General features: G+C 47.9%; 20 protein-coding genes. 2 read left to right on the top strand and 18 right to left on the bottom strand.

The window, feature by feature from the left end; genetic code table 11:
* Positions 1 to 2 precede the first annotated feature (2 nt).
* The 7 genes from EXG77_RS10950 to EXG77_RS10980 all read right to left on the bottom strand — a co-directional run bounded on the left by EXG77_RS10950 (position 3) and on the right by EXG77_RS10980 (position 6,418).
* Complete coding sequence (locus EXG77_RS10950; protein WP_023467692.1) at positions 3 to 719, bottom strand: response regulator transcription factor; 717 nt, start codon at positions 717 to 719, stop codon at positions 3 to 5.
* A gap of 170 nt (positions 720 to 889) precedes the next feature.
* A complete protein-coding gene (ccsB, locus tag EXG77_RS10955) occupies positions 890 to 2,056 on the bottom strand; it encodes a c-type cytochrome biogenesis protein CcsB (RefSeq protein WP_023467691.1) in 1,167 nt (388 codons plus the stop codon).
* Positions 2,053 to 3,600: a cytochrome c biogenesis protein ResB gene (locus EXG77_RS10960; protein WP_081637418.1), complete on the bottom strand. Its 1,548-nt coding sequence runs from the start codon at positions 3,598 to 3,600 to the stop codon at positions 2,053 to 2,055. Before EXG77_RS10960 ends, ccsB begins: the two co-directional genes overlap by 4 nt.
* A gap of 22 nt (positions 3,601 to 3,622) precedes the next feature.
* On the bottom strand, positions 3,623 to 4,213 hold the full coding sequence (resA, locus tag EXG77_RS10965) for a thiol-disulfide oxidoreductase ResA (RefSeq protein WP_023467689.1): 591 nt from the start codon (positions 4,211 to 4,213) through the stop codon (positions 3,623 to 3,625).
* Between the two features lie 126 nt (positions 4,214 to 4,339).
* A complete protein-coding gene (locus EXG77_RS10970) occupies positions 4,340 to 5,101 on the bottom strand; it encodes a pseudouridine synthase (RefSeq protein WP_023467688.1) in 762 nt (253 codons plus the stop codon).
* A complete protein-coding gene (gene scpB, locus EXG77_RS10975; protein WP_023467687.1) occupies positions 5,101 to 5,673 on the bottom strand; it encodes an SMC-Scp complex subunit ScpB in 573 nt (190 codons plus the stop codon). The genes EXG77_RS10970 and scpB overlap by 1 nt, the downstream gene beginning before the upstream one ends.
* Positions 5,663 to 6,418 carry a segregation/condensation protein A gene (locus EXG77_RS10980; RefSeq protein WP_023467686.1) on the bottom strand — a complete coding sequence of 252 codons (756 nt, stop codon included), beginning with the start codon at positions 6,416 to 6,418 and terminating at the stop codon, positions 5,663 to 5,665. Before EXG77_RS10980 ends, scpB begins: the two co-directional genes overlap by 11 nt.
* A gap of 92 nt (positions 6,419 to 6,510) precedes the next feature.
* Between EXG77_RS10980 and EXG77_RS10985 the strand changes: the two genes are divergently transcribed.
* Positions 6,511 to 6,975: a DUF309 domain-containing protein gene (locus EXG77_RS10985; RefSeq protein ID WP_023467685.1), complete on the top strand. Its 465-nt coding sequence runs from the start codon at positions 6,511 to 6,513 to the stop codon at positions 6,973 to 6,975.
* Between the two features lie 17 nt (positions 6,976 to 6,992).
* Here the strand turns inward: EXG77_RS10985 and EXG77_RS10990 are convergent, their stop codons facing one another.
* From EXG77_RS10990 to EXG77_RS11040, 11 genes are all read right to left on the bottom strand, one after another.
* On the bottom strand, positions 6,993 to 7,340 hold the full coding sequence (locus tag EXG77_RS10990) for a GNAT family N-acetyltransferase (RefSeq protein ID WP_023467684.1): 348 nt from the start codon (positions 7,338 to 7,340) through the stop codon (positions 6,993 to 6,995).
* 151 nt (positions 7,341 to 7,491) lie between these two features.
* Entirely contained in the window at positions 7,492 to 8,019 is a 528-nt protein-coding gene (locus EXG77_RS10995; RefSeq protein WP_035398198.1) for a type 1 glutamine amidotransferase domain-containing protein, read from the bottom strand.
* 97 nt (positions 8,020 to 8,116) lie between these two features.
* A complete protein-coding gene (locus EXG77_RS11000; RefSeq protein ID WP_023467682.1) occupies positions 8,117 to 8,554 on the bottom strand; it encodes a peptidylprolyl isomerase in 438 nt (145 codons plus the stop codon).
* 103 nt (positions 8,555 to 8,657) lie between these two features.
* A complete protein-coding gene (locus EXG77_RS11005) occupies positions 8,658 to 9,662 on the bottom strand; it encodes a S66 peptidase family protein (RefSeq protein ID WP_023467681.1) in 1,005 nt (334 codons plus the stop codon).
* An 82-nt stretch (positions 9,663 to 9,744) separates the two neighbouring features.
* Positions 9,745 to 10,404, bottom strand: coding sequence for a hypothetical protein (locus tag EXG77_RS11010; protein ID WP_052017181.1), 660 nt, complete (start codon positions 10,402 to 10,404; stop codon positions 9,745 to 9,747).
* Between the two features lie 109 nt (positions 10,405 to 10,513).
* A complete protein-coding gene (locus tag EXG77_RS11015) occupies positions 10,514 to 11,815 on the bottom strand; it encodes a pyrimidine-nucleoside phosphorylase (protein ID WP_023467679.1) in 1,302 nt (433 codons plus the stop codon).
* A gap of 47 nt (positions 11,816 to 11,862) precedes the next feature.
* Positions 11,863 to 12,675, bottom strand: a complete 813-nt coding sequence (locus tag EXG77_RS11020) for a purine-nucleoside phosphorylase (RefSeq protein WP_029341181.1) — start codon at positions 12,673 to 12,675, stop codon at positions 11,863 to 11,865.
* Between the two features lie 18 nt (positions 12,676 to 12,693).
* Positions 12,694 to 13,866: a phosphopentomutase gene (gene deoB, locus EXG77_RS11025; protein WP_023467677.1), complete on the bottom strand. Its 1,173-nt coding sequence runs from the start codon at positions 13,864 to 13,866 to the stop codon at positions 12,694 to 12,696.
* A 118-nt stretch (positions 13,867 to 13,984) separates the two neighbouring features.
* Entirely contained in the window at positions 13,985 to 14,869 is an 885-nt protein-coding gene (gene xerD, locus EXG77_RS11030) for a site-specific tyrosine recombinase XerD (RefSeq protein WP_023467676.1), read from the bottom strand.
* A 124-nt stretch (positions 14,870 to 14,993) separates the two neighbouring features.
* Complete coding sequence (locus tag EXG77_RS11035) at positions 14,994 to 15,476, bottom strand: Fur family transcriptional regulator (RefSeq protein ID WP_023467675.1); 483 nt, start codon at positions 15,474 to 15,476, stop codon at positions 14,994 to 14,996.
* 101 nt (positions 15,477 to 15,577) lie between these two features.
* Positions 15,578 to 16,108, bottom strand: coding sequence for an NUDIX domain-containing protein (locus tag EXG77_RS11040; RefSeq protein ID WP_023467674.1), 531 nt, complete (start codon positions 16,106 to 16,108; stop codon positions 15,578 to 15,580).
* 168 nt (positions 16,109 to 16,276) lie between these two features.
* Here EXG77_RS11040 and EXG77_RS11045 point away from each other — a divergent pair, with 168 nt between their 5' ends.
* Positions 16,277 to 17,131, top strand: a complete 855-nt coding sequence (locus tag EXG77_RS11045; protein WP_023467673.1) for an aldo/keto reductase — start codon at positions 16,277 to 16,279, stop codon at positions 17,129 to 17,131.
* The last annotated feature ends 13 nt before the right edge of the window (positions 17,132 to 17,144 follow it).

The raw sequence follows: 17,144 nt of genomic DNA on the forward strand, positions 1-17,144 counted from the left end.
CGTCAGGTCGGACTATTCTCGAACTTGTATCCGACACCCCAGACCGTCGTGATCATTTGAGCGGCGTTCGGAGACAAACGATTCAGCTTTTCACGCAGACGTTTGACGTGTGTATCGACTGTCCGCAGATCTCCGAAAAATTCATAGTTCCAGACTTCCTTGAGTAATTGTTCTCGCGAGAATACCTTATCCGTTTGTTTTGCTAAGAAATACAGGAGTTCGTATTCTTTTGGTGTTAAATTGACTTCTTGCGACTCGACCGTCACGCGGTGCGCATCATTGTCGATCGTCAAGTGTGGGAAGACGATGACATCTTTTGTTTTCGCATCCGTGTGGAGGAATTTCGTCGCACTTGCCCGACGAAGAATCGCTTTGACACGCAAGACGACTTCACGTGGACTGAATGGTTTGACGATATAATCATCTGCCCCCATCTCAAACCCATGGACGCGGTTCGTCTCTTCGCCTTTTGCCGTCAACATGACGATTGGCGTCGCTTTTGTTTTCCGCAGTTCTTCACAGACTTGCATCCCATCCATCTTCGGCATCATCAAGTCGAGGAGAATGACATCGTATTCTGTCTCAAGCGCCATTTCAAGCGCCGTCTCTCCATTGTCTGCTTCCTCGATCGTGAAATTTTCCCGCTCCAGATACATCTTCAACAGGCGACGAATCCGTTCTTCATCGTCGACGACTAAAATACGTGCTTCTTCTGACATGCTGTCTCCTCCTATGAACTAAACTCTACTCCTCTATCCTACTACTCTTTTAGTATACTATGAAACGAAAAGAATGGCTTGCTCCGGCTGATTTCTCCGAAAAGGCACACTTCGGTCAGACGCACACGAAAAAGCAGCGGACCGTTTCCGGGTACGCTGCTTGCTTTTTCTTACGCGTATGAGTGTAATCCTGCTACGACAAGGTTAACGAAGACAAGGTTGAACATGATGACGGCAAATCCGCCGACACATAACCAAGCTGATTTTTTACCAATCCAACCACGCTGGATGCGCATATGGAGATAAAAGACGTAGAAGAGCATCGTAATGAGTGCCCATACCTCTTTCGGGTCCCAGCCCCAGTAACGGCTCCAAGCCATTTGCGCCCAGATCATCGCGAAGATCAGACCGCCCAGGATGAAGATTGGAAGACCAATCGCAACAGAACGATAGCTGATCTCATCTGCTGTCTCAAGATCAATCTTACGTGCAATCGGCTTCAAGCTCTCAGCAAGACGCTTGCGAAGAATGACGAAGCGAAGCAAGACGTATAAGACGACGCCACCAATGATCGACCATAAGACCGTATTGACTTTGTTCGCGTTCAAGAAGTTCGGTAATTCGATGACGGCACCTGAACCCGATAAGACTTTTCCGCCTTCAGGACCGGTCAAGACTGGCATCGCGTAGTCATGTGTCATCGTTGCACCGTTTTTCGCAACGTATTCGATCGTCGATGCAGAACCTGTTGCTTTGAACAACAGCCCAACTAAGATGTAACCGACAACACATGCGAGTGAGAACATGACGACTTCGAGCCACGTCCGTGTTTTCGATTCCTTACTGAAATCTGTCGCGTGAATCAGATACAGTAATCCCGTCGCGAAGCTGACGGCCAGAATCCCTTCGCCGAGCGCTGCCGTCGTGACGTGGATTTTGAGCCAAACACTTTGTAGTGCTGGGATCAACGGTTGGACTTCATCCGGGAACATCGACGCATAGGCGATGACGAGCAATGCAACTGGCATCGCAATCAAGCCAAGGACGTTGTTTTTGTAGATGGCATAAACGATCAAGAAACCAAGTACCATCATCATGCCGAAGAATGTCGTGTATTCATATAAGTTCGAAACTGGAACGTGCCCAGCTCCAGCCCAGCGCGTGAAGAAATATCCGAGCTGCGCGAGGAAACCGATGATCGCGAGCGTAAAGGCGATTTTACCAGAACGCGTCGGTCCTTTTTTACCACTCGTCGCTACAGCGAAGAATCCTGTACTGACGAGGTAGACGATGAATGATGTAAGGAGCAGGTTACTGCTCAACTGAAGCAAATTCATTTAGCTTCCCCCTCTTCCCGCAACTTTTGTCGATCCTCAAGTTCTGGTAGACCGACTTCCGTCAACGCGAGATTAGCTTCTTTTTGAAGCCCCAATGCATTTTTGTTCGTAAATCCAGCAATCTGGATCCGACCGTTCTTCTCTTTGAGCCAGAGACGACGGTGTGGCCAGTACATTCCGATCAATAGACCTGCCATGAAGATGATACCACCTGCAAACAGGAACGGTAGCGTCAGATCTTTTTTAATCCGGACACCCGAGATGTTCGAGAGTTCCGTACCCGCGAATGCCATTTTGTACTGGTTCTCATCTCCACCGACGTTCAATTTGATCCCAATCAAACTCCGTTCACCTTTCGGATGTTCCGGTGACTTGATACTAAAGACGAAGGCTGGATTGACTGGACGTCCCGAGTTCGTCGTTGGCTGACCATCTTTAACGACGAAGTCCGGAAGGAAGTCCTTCAGTTCGACTTCATATCCATCTTTTAAAGCATATGTTTCTTTCGGATCACGCAAGTCGACTTTGATCGTATCGACGACTTTGTCCGTCTTCTGGTTGACGATATTAAACGACATCGTCTTGAATTCCGGATCTGCCGCGTATTGTTCCTGGAAGACTTGATAATCATCGAATTCGAATGGGCGGTTGACTGCCGTCTCACCTGACTTGATTTCTTCAAGCTTCGGTTTGAAATCGGATGTTTCGCCGACTTTCTTGTACAGCGTCATCTTCGTATCATAGTTCTTCGGTACGTTTCCGCCTGCTGCTTCAAGTGATTTCTTGAACTTCTCATCGACCTTCTCAGGATCATAGAACTCGATGTTGAACGCTTCATTTTTCAAGTAGTACTGATTGTCCGTCGCCTCGATCGGCAACGTCTCTCCCTCGCGGAGCCAAAGTAATTCATCTTCGTGCATCCCTGGTACGACTCGAAGCATCGCACCACCGAAGAATAAGACGAGTCCGATATGATTGATGTATGGACCCCATCGTCCGAAACGTTGCTTTTCCGCTAAGAGTGCCCCGTCTTGTCGACGGACTTTATAGCCTTTTTTCTCAAGCAACGGTGCGATCGCATCGATTTTTTTGACATCGCCAGTCGCTTCCGCGCCAAATCGCTGACCGTTCATGAAACGGTCCGACTGGATGACCGGTTGTTTCTTCAGTGCTCGGTAGAGCGGGAAGAATCGGTCAATCGACACGATGATGATCGAGAGTAATAAAAGCGTGATCAATCCGATATACCACCATGATTCAAATAGGTTATGGAATCCTAACGTATAGTAGATGTCACCTGCCGTGCCGTATTCCTTTTGGTAAAACTCTTCTGGTGGTGTTGCCTGTGGAATATACATCTCTTGCGGGAAGATCGTTCCGACCCCGCTCGCGATGATGATCAAGGCAATCAACCATAACCCGACCTTGACGGACGAGAAGAACGTCCATGCCCGGTCGATCCAAGATGGATTCTTACGTTTCGATCGAAGCTCCGCTTCCTCGTAACGCATGTCCAGTTGTTTGAAATCTTCTTGCTCCTGCATCCTTAAATCCCCCTTCGATGCGTTACTCGTTCGCCTTCTTCACCATCTCTTCGAGCTTCGCTTGATCAATCTCACCTTCATACTTCTCGACGACTTCACCTTTTTTATTGATGATGAACGTCACAGGTAAGTTGTAGATCCCGTAAGCCTTCTCGACCGAACTGTTCGTATCCATGAGAATCGGATAGTCCGTTCCGCCAATATCCTTGATGAAGCTTGAGACACGAACTGGTGTTTCACCGACATTGACCGCTACGAAATTGACGCCTTGGTCTTGCATCATCTGATAGTTGTCATTGATCAATGGCATCTCTTTCTTACATGGTTCACAGAATGTTCCCCAGAAATTGAGTAAAAGTCCTTTTCCTTTGTATTCGTCCATCGAGTGCTGTTTCTCACCATATAGATCGACGAGTGCGAAACCAGGGGCATCATCGCCTGCCATGACACGACCGTTTTTATCACGTGTCGCTTGATCGACGAATTGCATGATGACGACTGCTCCGGCGAACAAGACAATCGTCATGATCATCAGACGCCAGAAGGAGCGTTTCTTCTTTTTTTGCTGGGCCGCTGCTAAGCGTTCTTCCGGATTTTGTTTCGTTTTTTTCATATTTTACCGCCTCCACCCATATTGTACTTGAAATCGCTTTACCGTTGACAAAATGTGAAATTCGTTAATCGTTTTGTCACAAAAAAAGAAAACTCAACCCGGAGGATGAGCTTCTCGCTTTACAAATTAACGTTTTTTTGTGTTCTTACGTCTTTTCGTAGGTGGAGCGGCTGGATCCGCTAGCTCACGCAATTGATTGACTTCTTTTTTTGAAAGTTCACGCCACTCGCCAGAAGTAAGACCGGCCAGTGTCAAGAAACCGAACTGTTCACGTTTCAACTTCAAGACTTCCGAACCGAGTGTCTCGACCATTTGACGGACTTGACGGTTATGTCCCTCGTAGATGACCATTTCAAGAATCGCTGTATTTTTCTTCTTATCGATATCGCGCATCTCGACACGTGCTTTACCTGTCTTGAAACCATCCGGTAAGACGACACCTTTTTCAAGACCTTTGACGTGGAAGTATTCTGGTACACCTTTGATTTTGACGATATAACGCTTCGGCACCTTATATTTCGGGTGAAGCAAGAGGTTCGAGAATTCACCGTCATTCGTCATTAAAAGAAGACCGCTCGTATTGTAGTCGAGTCGACCGACTGGGAAGACACGGTGTCCGGGTGGTACGAGATCGACGACCGTCTTACGTCCTTTGTCGTCTTCAACCGTCGAAACGACACCTGTTGGTTTATAGAGCATGTAGTAGACGTGTTCTTCCCGTTCGAGCTTCACACCGTCTACTTCGACTTCGGCACGTGCTCCGACTTTCGTTCCAAGCTCCGTGATGACTTTTCCGTTGACCTTGACGCGACCTGCTGTGATCAATTCCTCTGCTTTACGCCGCGAAGCGACACCTGCTTGTGCGATGATTTTTTGTAACCGTTCCATTAATTCACTCTCTCCTCTAATGAAGGATCATTCCGGAAGAAGAGATCTCCATCCGATTCGAACGTTTCTTCGAACTCGAGTGGCGGCAACTCTTCAATACTGTTCAGACCAAAATGGTCCAGGAAATGATCCGTCGTTTTATACAATTTTGCGCGACCGACGCCTTTAGCGCGTCCCGCCTCTTCAATCAAACCTTTTGCACTTAACGTATGGATGACACGCTCCGTCTTCACACCACGAACGACTTCGATGTCAGCACGTGTGACAGGTTGTTTGTATGCGATGATGACGAGTGTCTCCATCGCTGCTCGAGACAAGGAATCTTCTGCGAGCGAACCGGCATATGCCTGAATATATGGCGACATCTCTTTTCGTGTCACCATCTTAAAGACACCACCCGACTCCACGATTTGCAACACACGCTGCTCTGCTTCGAATGTCGTTTGAAGAGCCAGCAACTGTTCACGCGCTGCCGCTTCACTGATCTCTAGCGCTTGACTGAGACCACGCGGATCGATTCCATCGTCTCCGACGACGAATAACAGGCTCTCAATGATTTGTTCATACGCCAATCTGACTCTCCTCCTTCACCATGCTCCGCAATAGGATATCATCGGTCATCTGTTCACAATCAATGACCCGTTGCTTCACGAGCTCAAGAACAGCGAGGAAGCTGACGACTAGTTCTTCGACCGTCGGTTGCTCCGCAAAAAAACCGAAGAATGTCGTCCGCTCACGGGTCGCGACGTACCGGGCAACGGACTCCATCTGTTGCTCGAGTGAACGTTCTTCCCGTTTGACCGTCTTCGAACGGCGTACCTTCCAGGCTTCCCGTTGGCGCATTTTTTCGTAAGCACGTAATAAATCACTCAGTGATAACGTACCGTTATACTCTTGTGCATCCGTGTCGAGATAACGCATCAAATCCTCTGGTTGTTTCGAGAACAGCTCAAGGCGTGCCTCTTCCTTTTCTTTCAGGACGAGTGCTGCTTCCTTATATGCTTTATACTCGATCAACTGTTGAATCAGACCTTCTCGTGTCGGTTCTTCCTCGAAATCAGGAATCTCATCGTATTCCGTCTGTTCGATCGGCAAGAGTTGTTTGCTTTTCAGTTGCAACAGCGTCGCTGCCATGACAAGATATTCACTAGCAACATCTAGTTCAAGATGCTGCATCGCACGGATATAGGACACATATTGATCCGTCACCATGGAAACGGATATATCATAAATATCGATTTCTAATTTACCAACCAAGTGTAACAGCAAGTCCAGCGGGCCTTCAAACGCATCCATCTTTACACTGTATGATTCCATGATTCTCCCTGCCCATCAACGTTTTTTGCGCCTTAGTATACCATACAACAGATGGGTTCGACTATGTTATATTCAAAGGAAGAGGTGATTCCATGAATCCGATCGAGCGATTCGTATTTGAATTCAACATTCGGCACGATTACTTCGAGTGCCATGAAATCTTAGAGGAAGTCTGGCAAGAAGGACAACGCCAGGACGAGGCGCTTGTCGGTCTGATCCAACTGGCCGTCGCCCGCTATCATCACCGCCGCGGAAATACGACTGGGGCACAGCGGACATATGCGAAAGCATTCGATAAAATCGAACGTCACCGGGCATCACTGATTGCGTCCGGGATCGACGTCTCATATTTGCTCGATCATCGCGACCATTTTACGGATAAGGTCTATCGACACATCCCGTTACCTGTCTTCTCGGACGTCATCCGAGCCGTCGCACTTGAAGCGACAGCACCTGATCTCGACTATGTGACACATAAACACCGTTTACGCGATCGTACGGATGTCGTCACGGCACGACAAGAAGCGCTACAAAACCGAAGAGACCGGTCCATCTGAGCCATGGACCGGTCTTTTTATTGATTTTTCCATTTGTCGACGAGGCGTTGCGTCTCTTCGGTCGCACCCGTAATATCCGTTCGAAGAAGTTTGGCTGCTTCATCGAGTAGGAGATACGACATCCGTTCTCCACGGAAAGACGGTGATAATGCGATATGTTTCAATTCAGCATGGCCATCCATTAATTGAAACCCGATGACACCGACGAAATCCTCATCTTGTTTGTACAAATACAAGCGTTGGTCTTCTTCCTGTTCATAGGCTTGAACCGTTTCAAGCAAATACTTCGGATCCTTCACTTCGCACGAAAAGGCGATCAGCCCCATCGCGGTCCGTTCATTCAACTTCTTATATTTTACTAGCATGTGATTCTACACCTTCCTAATTTCAACAACTCTCAGGAGCATGAACGACTGAGACTCATTCATTCTACACCTTCTCACACAGAATTACTGCATTTTTTTCATAATCCATGAAAATGCAGGAGTCCGTCTCGTGACGTCCCCTGCATCTGAATCACGCTTGTTCTTCCATCACTTGGATGAAGGCACGCATGTAGTCCGGTAGATCGGGCGGACGACGACTCGAGACGATATGTCCGTCGACGACGACTGCTTCATCATGCCAAATCGCACCCGCATTCGTCATGTCATCCTTAATCCCTGGCGTACTCGTGACGTTGACGCCTTTTAAGATGCCAGCAGAGATCAGCACCCAACCAGCGTGGCAGATTTGACCAATCGGTTGTTTGTTCTGGTCAAAATGACGCACCATGTTCAGAACAGAGTCAAAGCGGCGTAATAGATCGGGCGACCAACCACCTGGAACAAGAATCGCATCGTATTCTGCTGGATTGATCTCATCGAACGTCTTATTCGATTTGATTGGGACACCGTACTTCCCGATATATGTTTCATCCGCTTTCTCACCGACGATGTCGACGATTGCGCCTTCTTCACGTAAGCGATGGACTGGATACCATAATTCTAAATCCTCGAAGTCATTGCTGACGACTTGGATGATTCGTTTTCCTTCTAAACGCATGACAAACACTCCTTTTCGAGTTGAGTTCCCTTACTGATTGTACCCGGTTCTAAAAAAAGAAAAACTCCTCTTCGAACGTTCGAAGAGGAGCAAGAACTTACGCTTCGACGCGGATTTCTTTAATGCCAGCGCCTTGCTTCATTTTTTGTGCATGTTCGAGACCTGAAGTCACTTGTCCGAAGACCGTGTGTACGCCGTCGAGGTGCGGTTGTGGCTCGTGTACGATGAAGAACTGGCTTGATCCTGTGTTACGACCAGCGTGTGCCATCGAGAGTGAACCCGCCTTGTGTTTGTGTGGGTATGATGTTGACGTTTCACAAGGAATCGTTTTTCCTGAACCGCCTGTACCGTTTCCGATTGGGCATCCGCCTTGTGAGACGAAGCCTGGGATGACACGGTGGAAGTTCAATCCATCGTAGAAGTTCGAGTTCGCAAGGTTTTCGAAGTTTTCAGTCGTGATCGGTGCTTCATCGTTGAACAATTCGAATTCAATTTTATTTCCATCTTCTAATAAGATATGACCAGTTTTTTGCATGTTTGACCAACCTTTCGTGCTTTTCAGCAGGAGATTCGTCACGATTCAAGATCGTGATTCCATGGTACAGTGTACCAAATTTCAAGGCGTCGTGCAGACCTTTTTACTCGACGGCTGCCTCTAACACATCGAGTGTCACCGAATCCGTTGCTTCGACACGAATCTGCACCCCATTCGCGAGTGTCGTGACGGGATCCGTATGCCCGAAGTCCGCATCGAGAATGATCGGGAAATCATAGCCTCGCGTCGCGCGCAGAATGATGTCCTTGAGCGGGAAGTCCGGGTCAAAATCGACTTTTCGCGGGAAGCGTCCGACGACGAGTGCCGCAATCTTGTCATACGCACCCATGTGTCGCAATTGCGTGAAATACCGGTCGATTGTTTCTGGTGTCTCACTCTCGTCATCCTCAAGCATCAAGACGACACCGTCAAACGATGGCAAGTAAGGTGTTCCGGCAAGCAGTAAAAGTGTTCCCGTGTTCCCCGTCAGAATCGGACCTTCTGCGACACCGGTCTTAACGATCGTGTACCCTGCGTTCACTTGATGTTCTCGTCTTCGGTCGTCCGCGACATCCCAGCGTAAAACCTCATCTGTCCACTCCTCAGACGCTTCGATCCGACCAATCGGCTCCGTCTGCATGAACGTACGTTTGAACGATTCTTCTGTATACGGATCAAGACCATCGAATTGACCGAACTGCGTCAGCAGTGCGGGTCCGACGAACGTCGTCAATCCTGTCTGCTGATAGATCCCAGCAAACAGTGCCGTGATATCGCTGTAACCTACGAAGATCTTCGGATTGTTCCGGATTAATTCATAATCGAGTTCGTCGAGTAGCTGGTGCGAGTTAAACCCACCGATCGTCGAGATGATCGCCTTGATCGACGGATCAGCGAACGCCATATGTAAATCTTGTAGCCGTTCCCCGATCGTTCCTGCCGTATGACTATGGACAGCTGTTGCGTTCGGCATCAAGACGACCTCAAAGCCCATTTTTTCAAGTGTTGCGATACCGCGGGCGAGACGACGCGGTACGTATGCTGCGACAGCAGACGCCGGCGAGACGATAGCAATCTTATCCCCTTTTTGTAAGCGTGGTGGTTTCATGAAAGTTCCCCCTTATTCATTACAAGTATTTCCAGTATAACAAATCGAAAGGGAACCGCGTACTTTCATTTTTTAATCCATTTTATAACGTTACGAACAACGAATTCCCGTCCTCCAGTAACTCACCTTTTTTCGAGACATAGTCAATCTTGACCGTCATATGTTGCAGGATCTTTTGTTCGCGTAATGACTTTGCCCACTCTTCAATTCGTACTTTGTCCAGTTCATGTCGTTTACGATGGACATCAATTAAGATTGTCGGTGCCACGTCTTCACGTAAGTATGCTTCTGGTTCAAAACGCGCGTCATCAAGTTGTTGGATCTCTTCGTTATCATATAAAACGTTTACTTCCAATTCCTCATCAATGTTTTCAAGCGTAGGAGGCATGATACGTCTTTCTAACTGGTCTTCCCAAAGTGACGCATGATACGAATCAACGAATGTTCCCGATTCTTCAGTTTGATAGATTAAAAACTCGGTATTCGTTTTTTTATCAACAGCTTGTGCTGCATAGTCAAATGAAAAATTCCCCATACTATCGTAAACACTACCGGTCACTTGCGCTTCCTTTAGATACTTTTGCTTTTCTAAGTAAACCTTGGCTTCGTTTTTTATTTTCGCTTCTTCTGCTGCGTCTGGCTTCGTACTTTGCCAAAAGGAAAAAACTAGTATGACAATGCCACATCCGATGACTCCGATTAGACTGAATAACAGGATGGTCAAACGTTTCATAAGCTTCATGGCGGTAAGCCCTCCTCTTTTTAAATACCATTTTTTTACACATTCGATTTTACCATAAAAAAAGAGTAGCGGACAAAGTCCACTACTCAGGTATTGCTGATTGGATTGCTTACTGGATGACAGCGTGAACGAGCGGACGTTCTGCCGGTTTCGTTTCACTGATATGGTACGCATGGTCCATTTTTTCGATTGCTTGATCGAGTGTTTCTTTGTTTGAACGAAGTGTTGCAATGACATCGCCGACTTCGACACGATCGCCGACTTTCTTGTGCAACGTGACGCTTGCTGCGTGATCGATCTCATCTGCTTTCGTCGCGCGTCCTGCACCGAGGATCATTGCTGCAACACCGACTTCGTCAGCGATGATTTCAGAGACATAACCTGCTTTTGAAGCGACGAATGTTTTTTCGTATTTCGTTTCAAGTGCTTTAGTCATGTCGTCAACGAGTGACGCGTCGCCACCTTGAGCTGCGATGAACTTCTTGAAGACGTCAAGTGCTGCTCCGTTACCGAGACGTGTTTCGAGATCCGCATATGCTTCGTCAAACGTCGGGTAGAACTCACCGAGGACTGCCATGTGTGATGCAATCGTCAAGGCGATGACTTTCAAGTCACGGACATCTTTCCCTTGAAGGACTTCGATCGCTTCTTTGACTTCGTTTGCGTTTCCGATCTCAAAGCCGAGCGGCTGATCCATGTCTGTAATGACAGCAACCGTCTTACGATTGACACTCTTACCAATCGAAACCATCTCTGTCGCAAGCGCTTTTGCATCTTCGAACGATTTCATGAAGGCACCAGAACCGGTCTTAACGTCGAGTACGATGCTGTCTGCTCCTGCTGCGATCTTTTTCGACATGATCGAACTTGCGATCAATGGAATCGAGTTGACCGTCGCCGTGACATCACGAAGTGCATAGAGTTTTTTGTCTGCAGGCGTCAGGTTACCCGTTTGACCGATGATCGCCATCTTGATGTCGTTGACTTGTGAGACGAACGCTTCTTCTGAAAGCTCGACGTCAAAACCAGGGAACGCTTCGAGTTTGTCGATGGTTCCACCTGTATGACCGAGTCCACGACCGCTCATCTTCGCAACCGGAATACCGATTGACGCAACGAGTGGTGCGACGATCAAACTGATTTTGTCACCGACGCCGCCAGTTGAGTGTTTGTCGACTTTTTTCCCGTGGATACGTGAAAGGTCGATCACGTCGCCCGAGTTGACCATCGCCATCGTCAAATCAGCGATTTCACGATCTGACATTCCTTGATAGAAAATCGCCATCGACATCGCTGACATTTGGTAATCTGGAATCTCACCATTCGTGAATCCTTCTACCATTGCTTGAATATCAGCTGTTGCGAGTTCGCCACCGTCTCGTTTTGTTGCAATCAAATCTACCATACGCATAATCTAGTTCCTCCTCAGGAGTGGTTTGTGAGTTTTATAAACAGTCGTTACATTTTTTTGATCGAACCGCGAACAAGCGATAGGAAGTGTGCTCGGACACGTTCTGTCGTTTCGATGACTTCATCATGATGTAACGGTTGATCGAGAATACCTGCTGCCATGTTCGAGACACATGAGATCCCAAGGACTCGCATATCGGAATGACGGGCAACGATGACTTCAGGGACCGTCGACATACCGACGACGTCGCCACCGAGCATCCGTGCCATCTTGACTTCTGCTGGCGTCTCATACGTCGGACCAGTGTTTCCGAAGTAGACACCTTGACGGACACGAATTCCGAGTTCATCTGCTGTTTCTTGTGCAAGACGAAGTAATTCCGCATCATACGGCTTCGACATATCCGGGAAACGTGGTCCCATCTCATCGACGTTCTTCCCGATCAATGGGTTCGTACCGAAGAAGTTGATGTGATCTGTGATCAACATCAAATCACCTGGTTCGAACGCTTCGTTACAAGCACCCGCTGCGTTCGTGACGATCAATGTCTCGACACCGATCGCTTTCATGACACGGACTGGGAACGTGACCATGTCCATCGAATATCCTTCGTAGAAGTGGAATCGCCCTTGCATCGCAACGACTTGTTTCCCTTCAAGAGTACCGAAGACGAGTTGTCCCGCGTGTCCTTCGACCGTTGATACTGGGAAGTTCGGGATTTCATGATATGGAATCGCGATCGGGTTTTCGATCTCATCCGCGAGGACACCCAGTCCTGAACCAAGAATCAATCCGATCTCCGGTTTTGCCTGCATCTTGCTTTCTAAAAACGAACGTGTTTCATTCCAGTTGACTGTCATCTGAATCGCTCCCTCGAATTATAGTTCTGTTAAAAAGCTTGTTCCATGTGCCGGCATCTTGACGGCGAAGTTTTCTGCGACCGTCGCTCCAAGATCAGCGAACGTTTCACGGATACCGAGCGGTTTTGCAACACCATTTTTATGGTAGGCAAGCAATGGTACGTATTCCCGTGTATGGTCAGTCCCAGCATGAACCGGATCGTTTCCGTGGTCAGCCGTGATGATCAAGAGATCGTCTTCGTTTAAGCGAGCAAACACTTCAGGTAGACGTGCATCGAACTCTTCGAGTGCTTGTCCGTAGCCTTGCGGATCACGACGGTGTCCGAACAACGCATCGAAATCGACAAGGTTTAAGAAGCAAAGTCCGTTGAAATCACGATCAAGTTGTTTCACGAGCTGATCCATCCCGTCCATGTTCGACTTCGTCCGGATTGCATCCGTGACGCCTTCTCCATCGTAGATATCAGCAATCTTACCGAGCGAGATGACATCGAGTCCTGCCGTCTCGAGTTCGTTCATGACCGTCCGGTCGAATGGTTTAAGTGCATAGTCGTGACGGTTCGCTGTCCGGACCCACGCTCCTGCTTCACCAAGGAATGGACGCGCGATGATACGACCGAGCATGTACGGGTCATCCCGTGTGATATCACGTGCGTATTCACAAATCCGGTATAATTCTTCTAATGGCACGACTTCTTCGTGTGCTGCGATTTGAAGAACAGAGTCTGCCGACGTATAGACGATCAAGGCGCCCGTCTCAACATGTTCTTGTCCGAGTTCGTCGAGAATTTCCGTACCAGAAGCCGGTTTGTTCCCGATGATCTTCCGACCTGAGAACTCTTCTAGGCGATGAATCAAATCATCCGGGAATTTTTCGAAGACACGGAATGGTGTATCGATCCGGAGTCCCATGATCTCCCAATGCCCTGTCATCGTATCTTTCCCTGCAGATACTTCCTGCATTTTTCCGTATGCCGCAAGCGGTGCTTCTTCAGCTGAGACACCTTCGATCGGTTCGATATGCGAGAGACCGAGTTTTGCCATGTTCGGCATGTTGAGTCCGTTGCGTTCACGCGCGATGTGACCGAGCGTATGCGAACCAAGATCTCCGAACTGTTCAGCGTCCGGTGCTTCTCCGATTCCTACGGAGTCCATGACGATCAAAAATACACGTTTAAATGATTGAGCCATTTGCTGTTCCTCCTATATACGAGCTGTAGTTGTGCGATTCCCGTTACGATTTTTCCCGGAAAGGGACTAGACAAAACGCATCATTTGTCTGAAGTCAGACCTTTAAAAGATAGAACCATCATGCCCGTGGATGATGTTTCTTATACACGTCGTGAAGTCGTGCTTTGTTAACGTGTGTATACATTTGTGTCGTCGACAAATCAGCGTGTCCTAGCATTTCTTGTACGACGCGTAAATCGGCACCATTTTCAAGTAGATGGGTCGCGAACGAATGGCGCAGGACGTGCGGTGTGATCTCTTTTTCAATACCCGCTTCCTTTGCCCGTCGCTTGATCATCTTCCAAAACCCTTGCCGTGACAAACGATCACCGCGACTGTTCAAGAAGACATCGTCCGTCTTTTGACCGCCGAGACTATTGCGCGCGAGGTCAAGATATGTCCTGACACTTTCAATCGATGTCGTACTCATCGGGATGATCCGGGATTTGTTCCCTTTCCCAAGACACGACAGATACCCGAGTTCGAGTTGCAAATCGTTCAACTTCAGTTGGAGCAGTTCGCTGACGCGCATGCCTGTTCCATAGAGAAGCTCAAGCATTGCTGCATCTCGTCGTGTAAGCGGATCGACACCGACGACCGAATCAAGCAAGCGTTCGACGTCCGTTTGACTCCAGACGACGGGCAACTTTTTCTCCGGTTTCGGTAAATCAAGATGACGAGACGGATCATGTGTTGCAAGTCTCTCTTCGACCAAATATTGATGGAACGAACGGATCGAGCTCGTCGCCCGGCGAACCGTCGATCGTGACTTTCGTGCTTCAAGCAATCGTTCAATATGGTCGACGATATGATGTCGGTGAACCTGTTCGAACGAGGAAACTTCCGCTGTTTCAAGCGTCTGTAAGTATTGATTTAAATCATTTCGATACGCAGCTGCCGTATTCGCGGACATTTGCCGTTCAATCACTAAATAATTGATAAATGCTTCCAGTTGTTCACGCACTGAACTCATCCTCTTCGTTTACGAAATCGCTTACTTTCCCATCATATCAAAGGTGTAAACCGTTGTGAAGAGGTCTGACCTATAAAATTGAAAAAGAAAAACCATCCGAAATTTCGTCGGACGGTCAGACTGTTTGTGTTTGCGATTGTTCCAACGCTTCCCGAGCATGACGCTCTTGGCAGACACGGCAGACGCCATGGAATGTCAGGCGGTGATCCTTGATTTTAAAGTGGAATCGGGACACGATTTCTTTCTCTACTTCTTCTAGCATGTCGTCTAAAATCTCTTCGACGGATCCGCATTCGATACAGACGAGATGGTGATGCGAATGACTCGCACCTTCTTGTCGTAAATCAAACCGGGATACGCCATCTCCGAAGTTGACTTTATCGACGACTTCAAGCTCCGTCAATAATTCGAGCGTCCGGTAAACCGTCGCAAGTCCGATGTCGGAGTTCTTTTCTTTTACAAGGAGAAAGACATTTTCGGCACTGAGGTGATCCGACTCGTGTTCGAGCAGGACACGCACAGTCGCTTCACGTTGGGGAGTCAGCTTATATCCTTTACCGCTTAGCTGTTTTTTGATGCGTTCTACACGACTTTCCATCATAACGCCCCCTTTGTTCGAACTGATGCTATTATCATAGCTGATAATCAGTCTTTTTTCAAATTAAAATGATTATCAACTGAAAATCATTTAAATGAGAATCATTTTAAAGTACGAATTTGCCAATGCTGGATCGCCATGATCGTTTTCGCGTCGACGATCGTTCCGTTTGCAACGAGTTCGAGTGCTTCTTCGAGCTTCAATGTCTTATTCTCAAGGAACTCATCCTCATCGAGTTGACGATCACCGGCAGTCAGACCAATCGCTTCATAGATATGTACACGCTCACTGCAGAAACCAGGCGCACCGTAGAAATCAAAGACATGTCGTAACTCTTTCGCGACGTATCCTGTTTCTTCCTTTAATTCGCGTCCGGCACAATCGAGTGGATCTTCGCCTTTCTCGAGTTTTCCTGCTGGAATCTCGATCGATAGACTCTCGAACGCCTTCCGGTACTGTTCCACGACGATCAAATCACCTTGTTCATCAAAAGCAATGATTGCGACGGCACCATTATGATAGACCAATTCACGGACCGAGGTATTGCCGTTCGGTAACGTGACGACATGTTTCTCGACATCAAAGACTTTTCCTTCATAGATCACTTCACGTTCAATCGTTTTTTCTTCCATCGGATGTGTTCCCCTCTTCTATCTTAGTTTACGTTCTCTGTCATGATTAGTATGCCGTTTCCGACGTATTGCCGCAAGACTTCGAAATCGTCTTTTTCATCAGATATGATACACTAGAAAGCAGAAGTTCCAAACTTATAGTTCATCTAAGAAAAGAGGGAATTGAACATGTCATTAGGATTAGGTACGATGACGATCTTAAAGCGTGGTCAGGAGGAAGCAACAGCAATCCTGCGGACGGCACTTGATGCCGGAATCACGCACTTCGATACAGCGGACGTCTATGCGAACGGAGCGGTCGAATCCATCATCGGTCAAACCTTCTCACAAGAGGATCGCAGTCGATTGTTCCTCGCCTCAAAAGGTGGGAATCGGATGAACGCGACCGGAACCGGTTGGACATGGGATCCGAGTTATGACTATCTGAAGCAAGCTTGTCTTGAAAGTTTGAATCGTCTTGAAACACCTTATCTCGACCTGTATTACGTCCACGGCGGCACGATCGATGATGACATCGATGCGTCGATCCGCGCAATGGAAGATTTAAAAGCAGAGGGGAAGATCAAGGAATATGGTCTGTCGTCACTGCGCCCGAATGTCATCGAATATTGGCTCGAGCATAGTAATTTCTCTTACTTGATGACGCCTTATTCGTTGCTCGATCGCCGCATCGAAGAGTTGTTGCCACGCTTAAAAGAGAAAAACATCCAAGTCGTTGCCCGTGGTCCACTGGCAAAAGGACTCTTGACACATGAGAGTGCTTCACGCCTGCAGTCGGTTGATCGGTTCGAACAATTCGATAAGGAAACGCTTGAAGCGAGTCTTCAAAAACTTCAAGATTTCCCGCTTCCTGCGCTTGCGTTGCAAGCCATCGATCAACAGGTCGACATCGTCCTTCCTGGTGCGTCGAGCGTGTCACAGCTTCAGGCAAACGTCCAAGCGATGAAAGAGTCGATCTCACAAGCTCAAATCGACCAGGCACTTGCTACACTACCGGTTCATCACTATACGGAACACCGGTGAGGTTTAACTCTTC

This window comes from Exiguobacterium sp. OS-77 (assembly GCF_000414195.2).
GTDB classification, from domain to species: domain Bacteria; phylum Bacillota; class Bacilli; order Exiguobacteriales; family Exiguobacteriaceae; genus Exiguobacterium_A; species Exiguobacterium_A indicum.

Bases quoted from the DNA above. Each gene is read 5' to 3' on its own strand.
- EXG77_RS10950 (WP_023467692.1), bottom strand. From the start codon at position 719: ATGTCAGAAGAAGCACGTATTTTAGTCGTCGACGATGAAGAACGGATT.
- ccsB (WP_023467691.1), bottom strand. From the start codon at position 2,056: ATGAATTTGCTTCAGTTGAGCAGTAACCTGCTCCTTACATCATTCATC.
- EXG77_RS10960 (WP_081637418.1), bottom strand. From the start codon at position 3,600: ATGCAGGAGCAAGAAGATTTCAAACAACTGGACATGCGTTACGAGGAA.
- resA (WP_023467689.1), bottom strand. From the start codon at position 4,213: ATGAAAAAAACGAAACAAAATCCGGAAGAACGCTTAGCAGCGGCCCAG.
- EXG77_RS10970 (WP_023467688.1), bottom strand. From the start codon at position 5,101: ATGGAACGGTTACAAAAAATCATCGCACAAGCAGGTGTCGCTTCGCGG.
- EXG77_RS10980 (WP_023467686.1), bottom strand. From the start codon at position 6,418: ATGGAATCATACAGTGTAAAGATGGATGCGTTTGAAGGCCCGCTGGAC.
- EXG77_RS10985 (WP_023467685.1), top strand. From the start codon at position 6,511: ATGAATCCGATCGAGCGATTCGTATTTGAATTCAACATTCGGCACGAT.
- EXG77_RS10990 (WP_023467684.1), bottom strand. From the start codon at position 7,340: ATGCTAGTAAAATATAAGAAGTTGAATGAACGGACCGCGATGGGGCTG.
- EXG77_RS10995 (WP_035398198.1), bottom strand. From the start codon at position 8,019: ATGCGTTTAGAAGGAAAACGAATCATCCAAGTCGTCAGCAATGACTTC.
- EXG77_RS11000 (WP_023467682.1), bottom strand. From the start codon at position 8,554: ATGCAAAAAACTGGTCATATCTTATTAGAAGATGGAAATAAAATTGAA.
- EXG77_RS11005 (WP_023467681.1), bottom strand. From the start codon at position 9,662: ATGAAACCACCACGCTTACAAAAAGGGGATAAGATTGCTATCGTCTCG.
- EXG77_RS11010 (WP_052017181.1), bottom strand. From the start codon at position 10,404: ATGAAGCTTATGAAACGTTTGACCATCCTGTTATTCAGTCTAATCGGA.
- EXG77_RS11015 (WP_023467679.1), bottom strand. From the start codon at position 11,815: ATGCGTATGGTAGATTTGATTGCAACAAAACGAGACGGTGGCGAACTC.
- EXG77_RS11020 (WP_029341181.1), bottom strand. From the start codon at position 12,675: ATGACAGTCAACTGGAATGAAACACGTTCGTTTTTAGAAAGCAAGATG.
- deoB (WP_023467677.1), bottom strand. From the start codon at position 13,866: ATGGCTCAATCATTTAAACGTGTATTTTTGATCGTCATGGACTCCGTA.
- EXG77_RS11035 (WP_023467675.1), bottom strand. From the start codon at position 15,476: ATGGAAAGTCGTGTAGAACGCATCAAAAAACAGCTAAGCGGTAAAGGA.
- EXG77_RS11040 (WP_023467674.1), bottom strand. From the start codon at position 16,108: ATGGAAGAAAAAACGATTGAACGTGAAGTGATCTATGAAGGAAAAGTC.
- EXG77_RS11045 (WP_023467673.1), top strand. From the start codon at position 16,277: ATGTCATTAGGATTAGGTACGATGACGATCTTAAAGCGTGGTCAGGAG.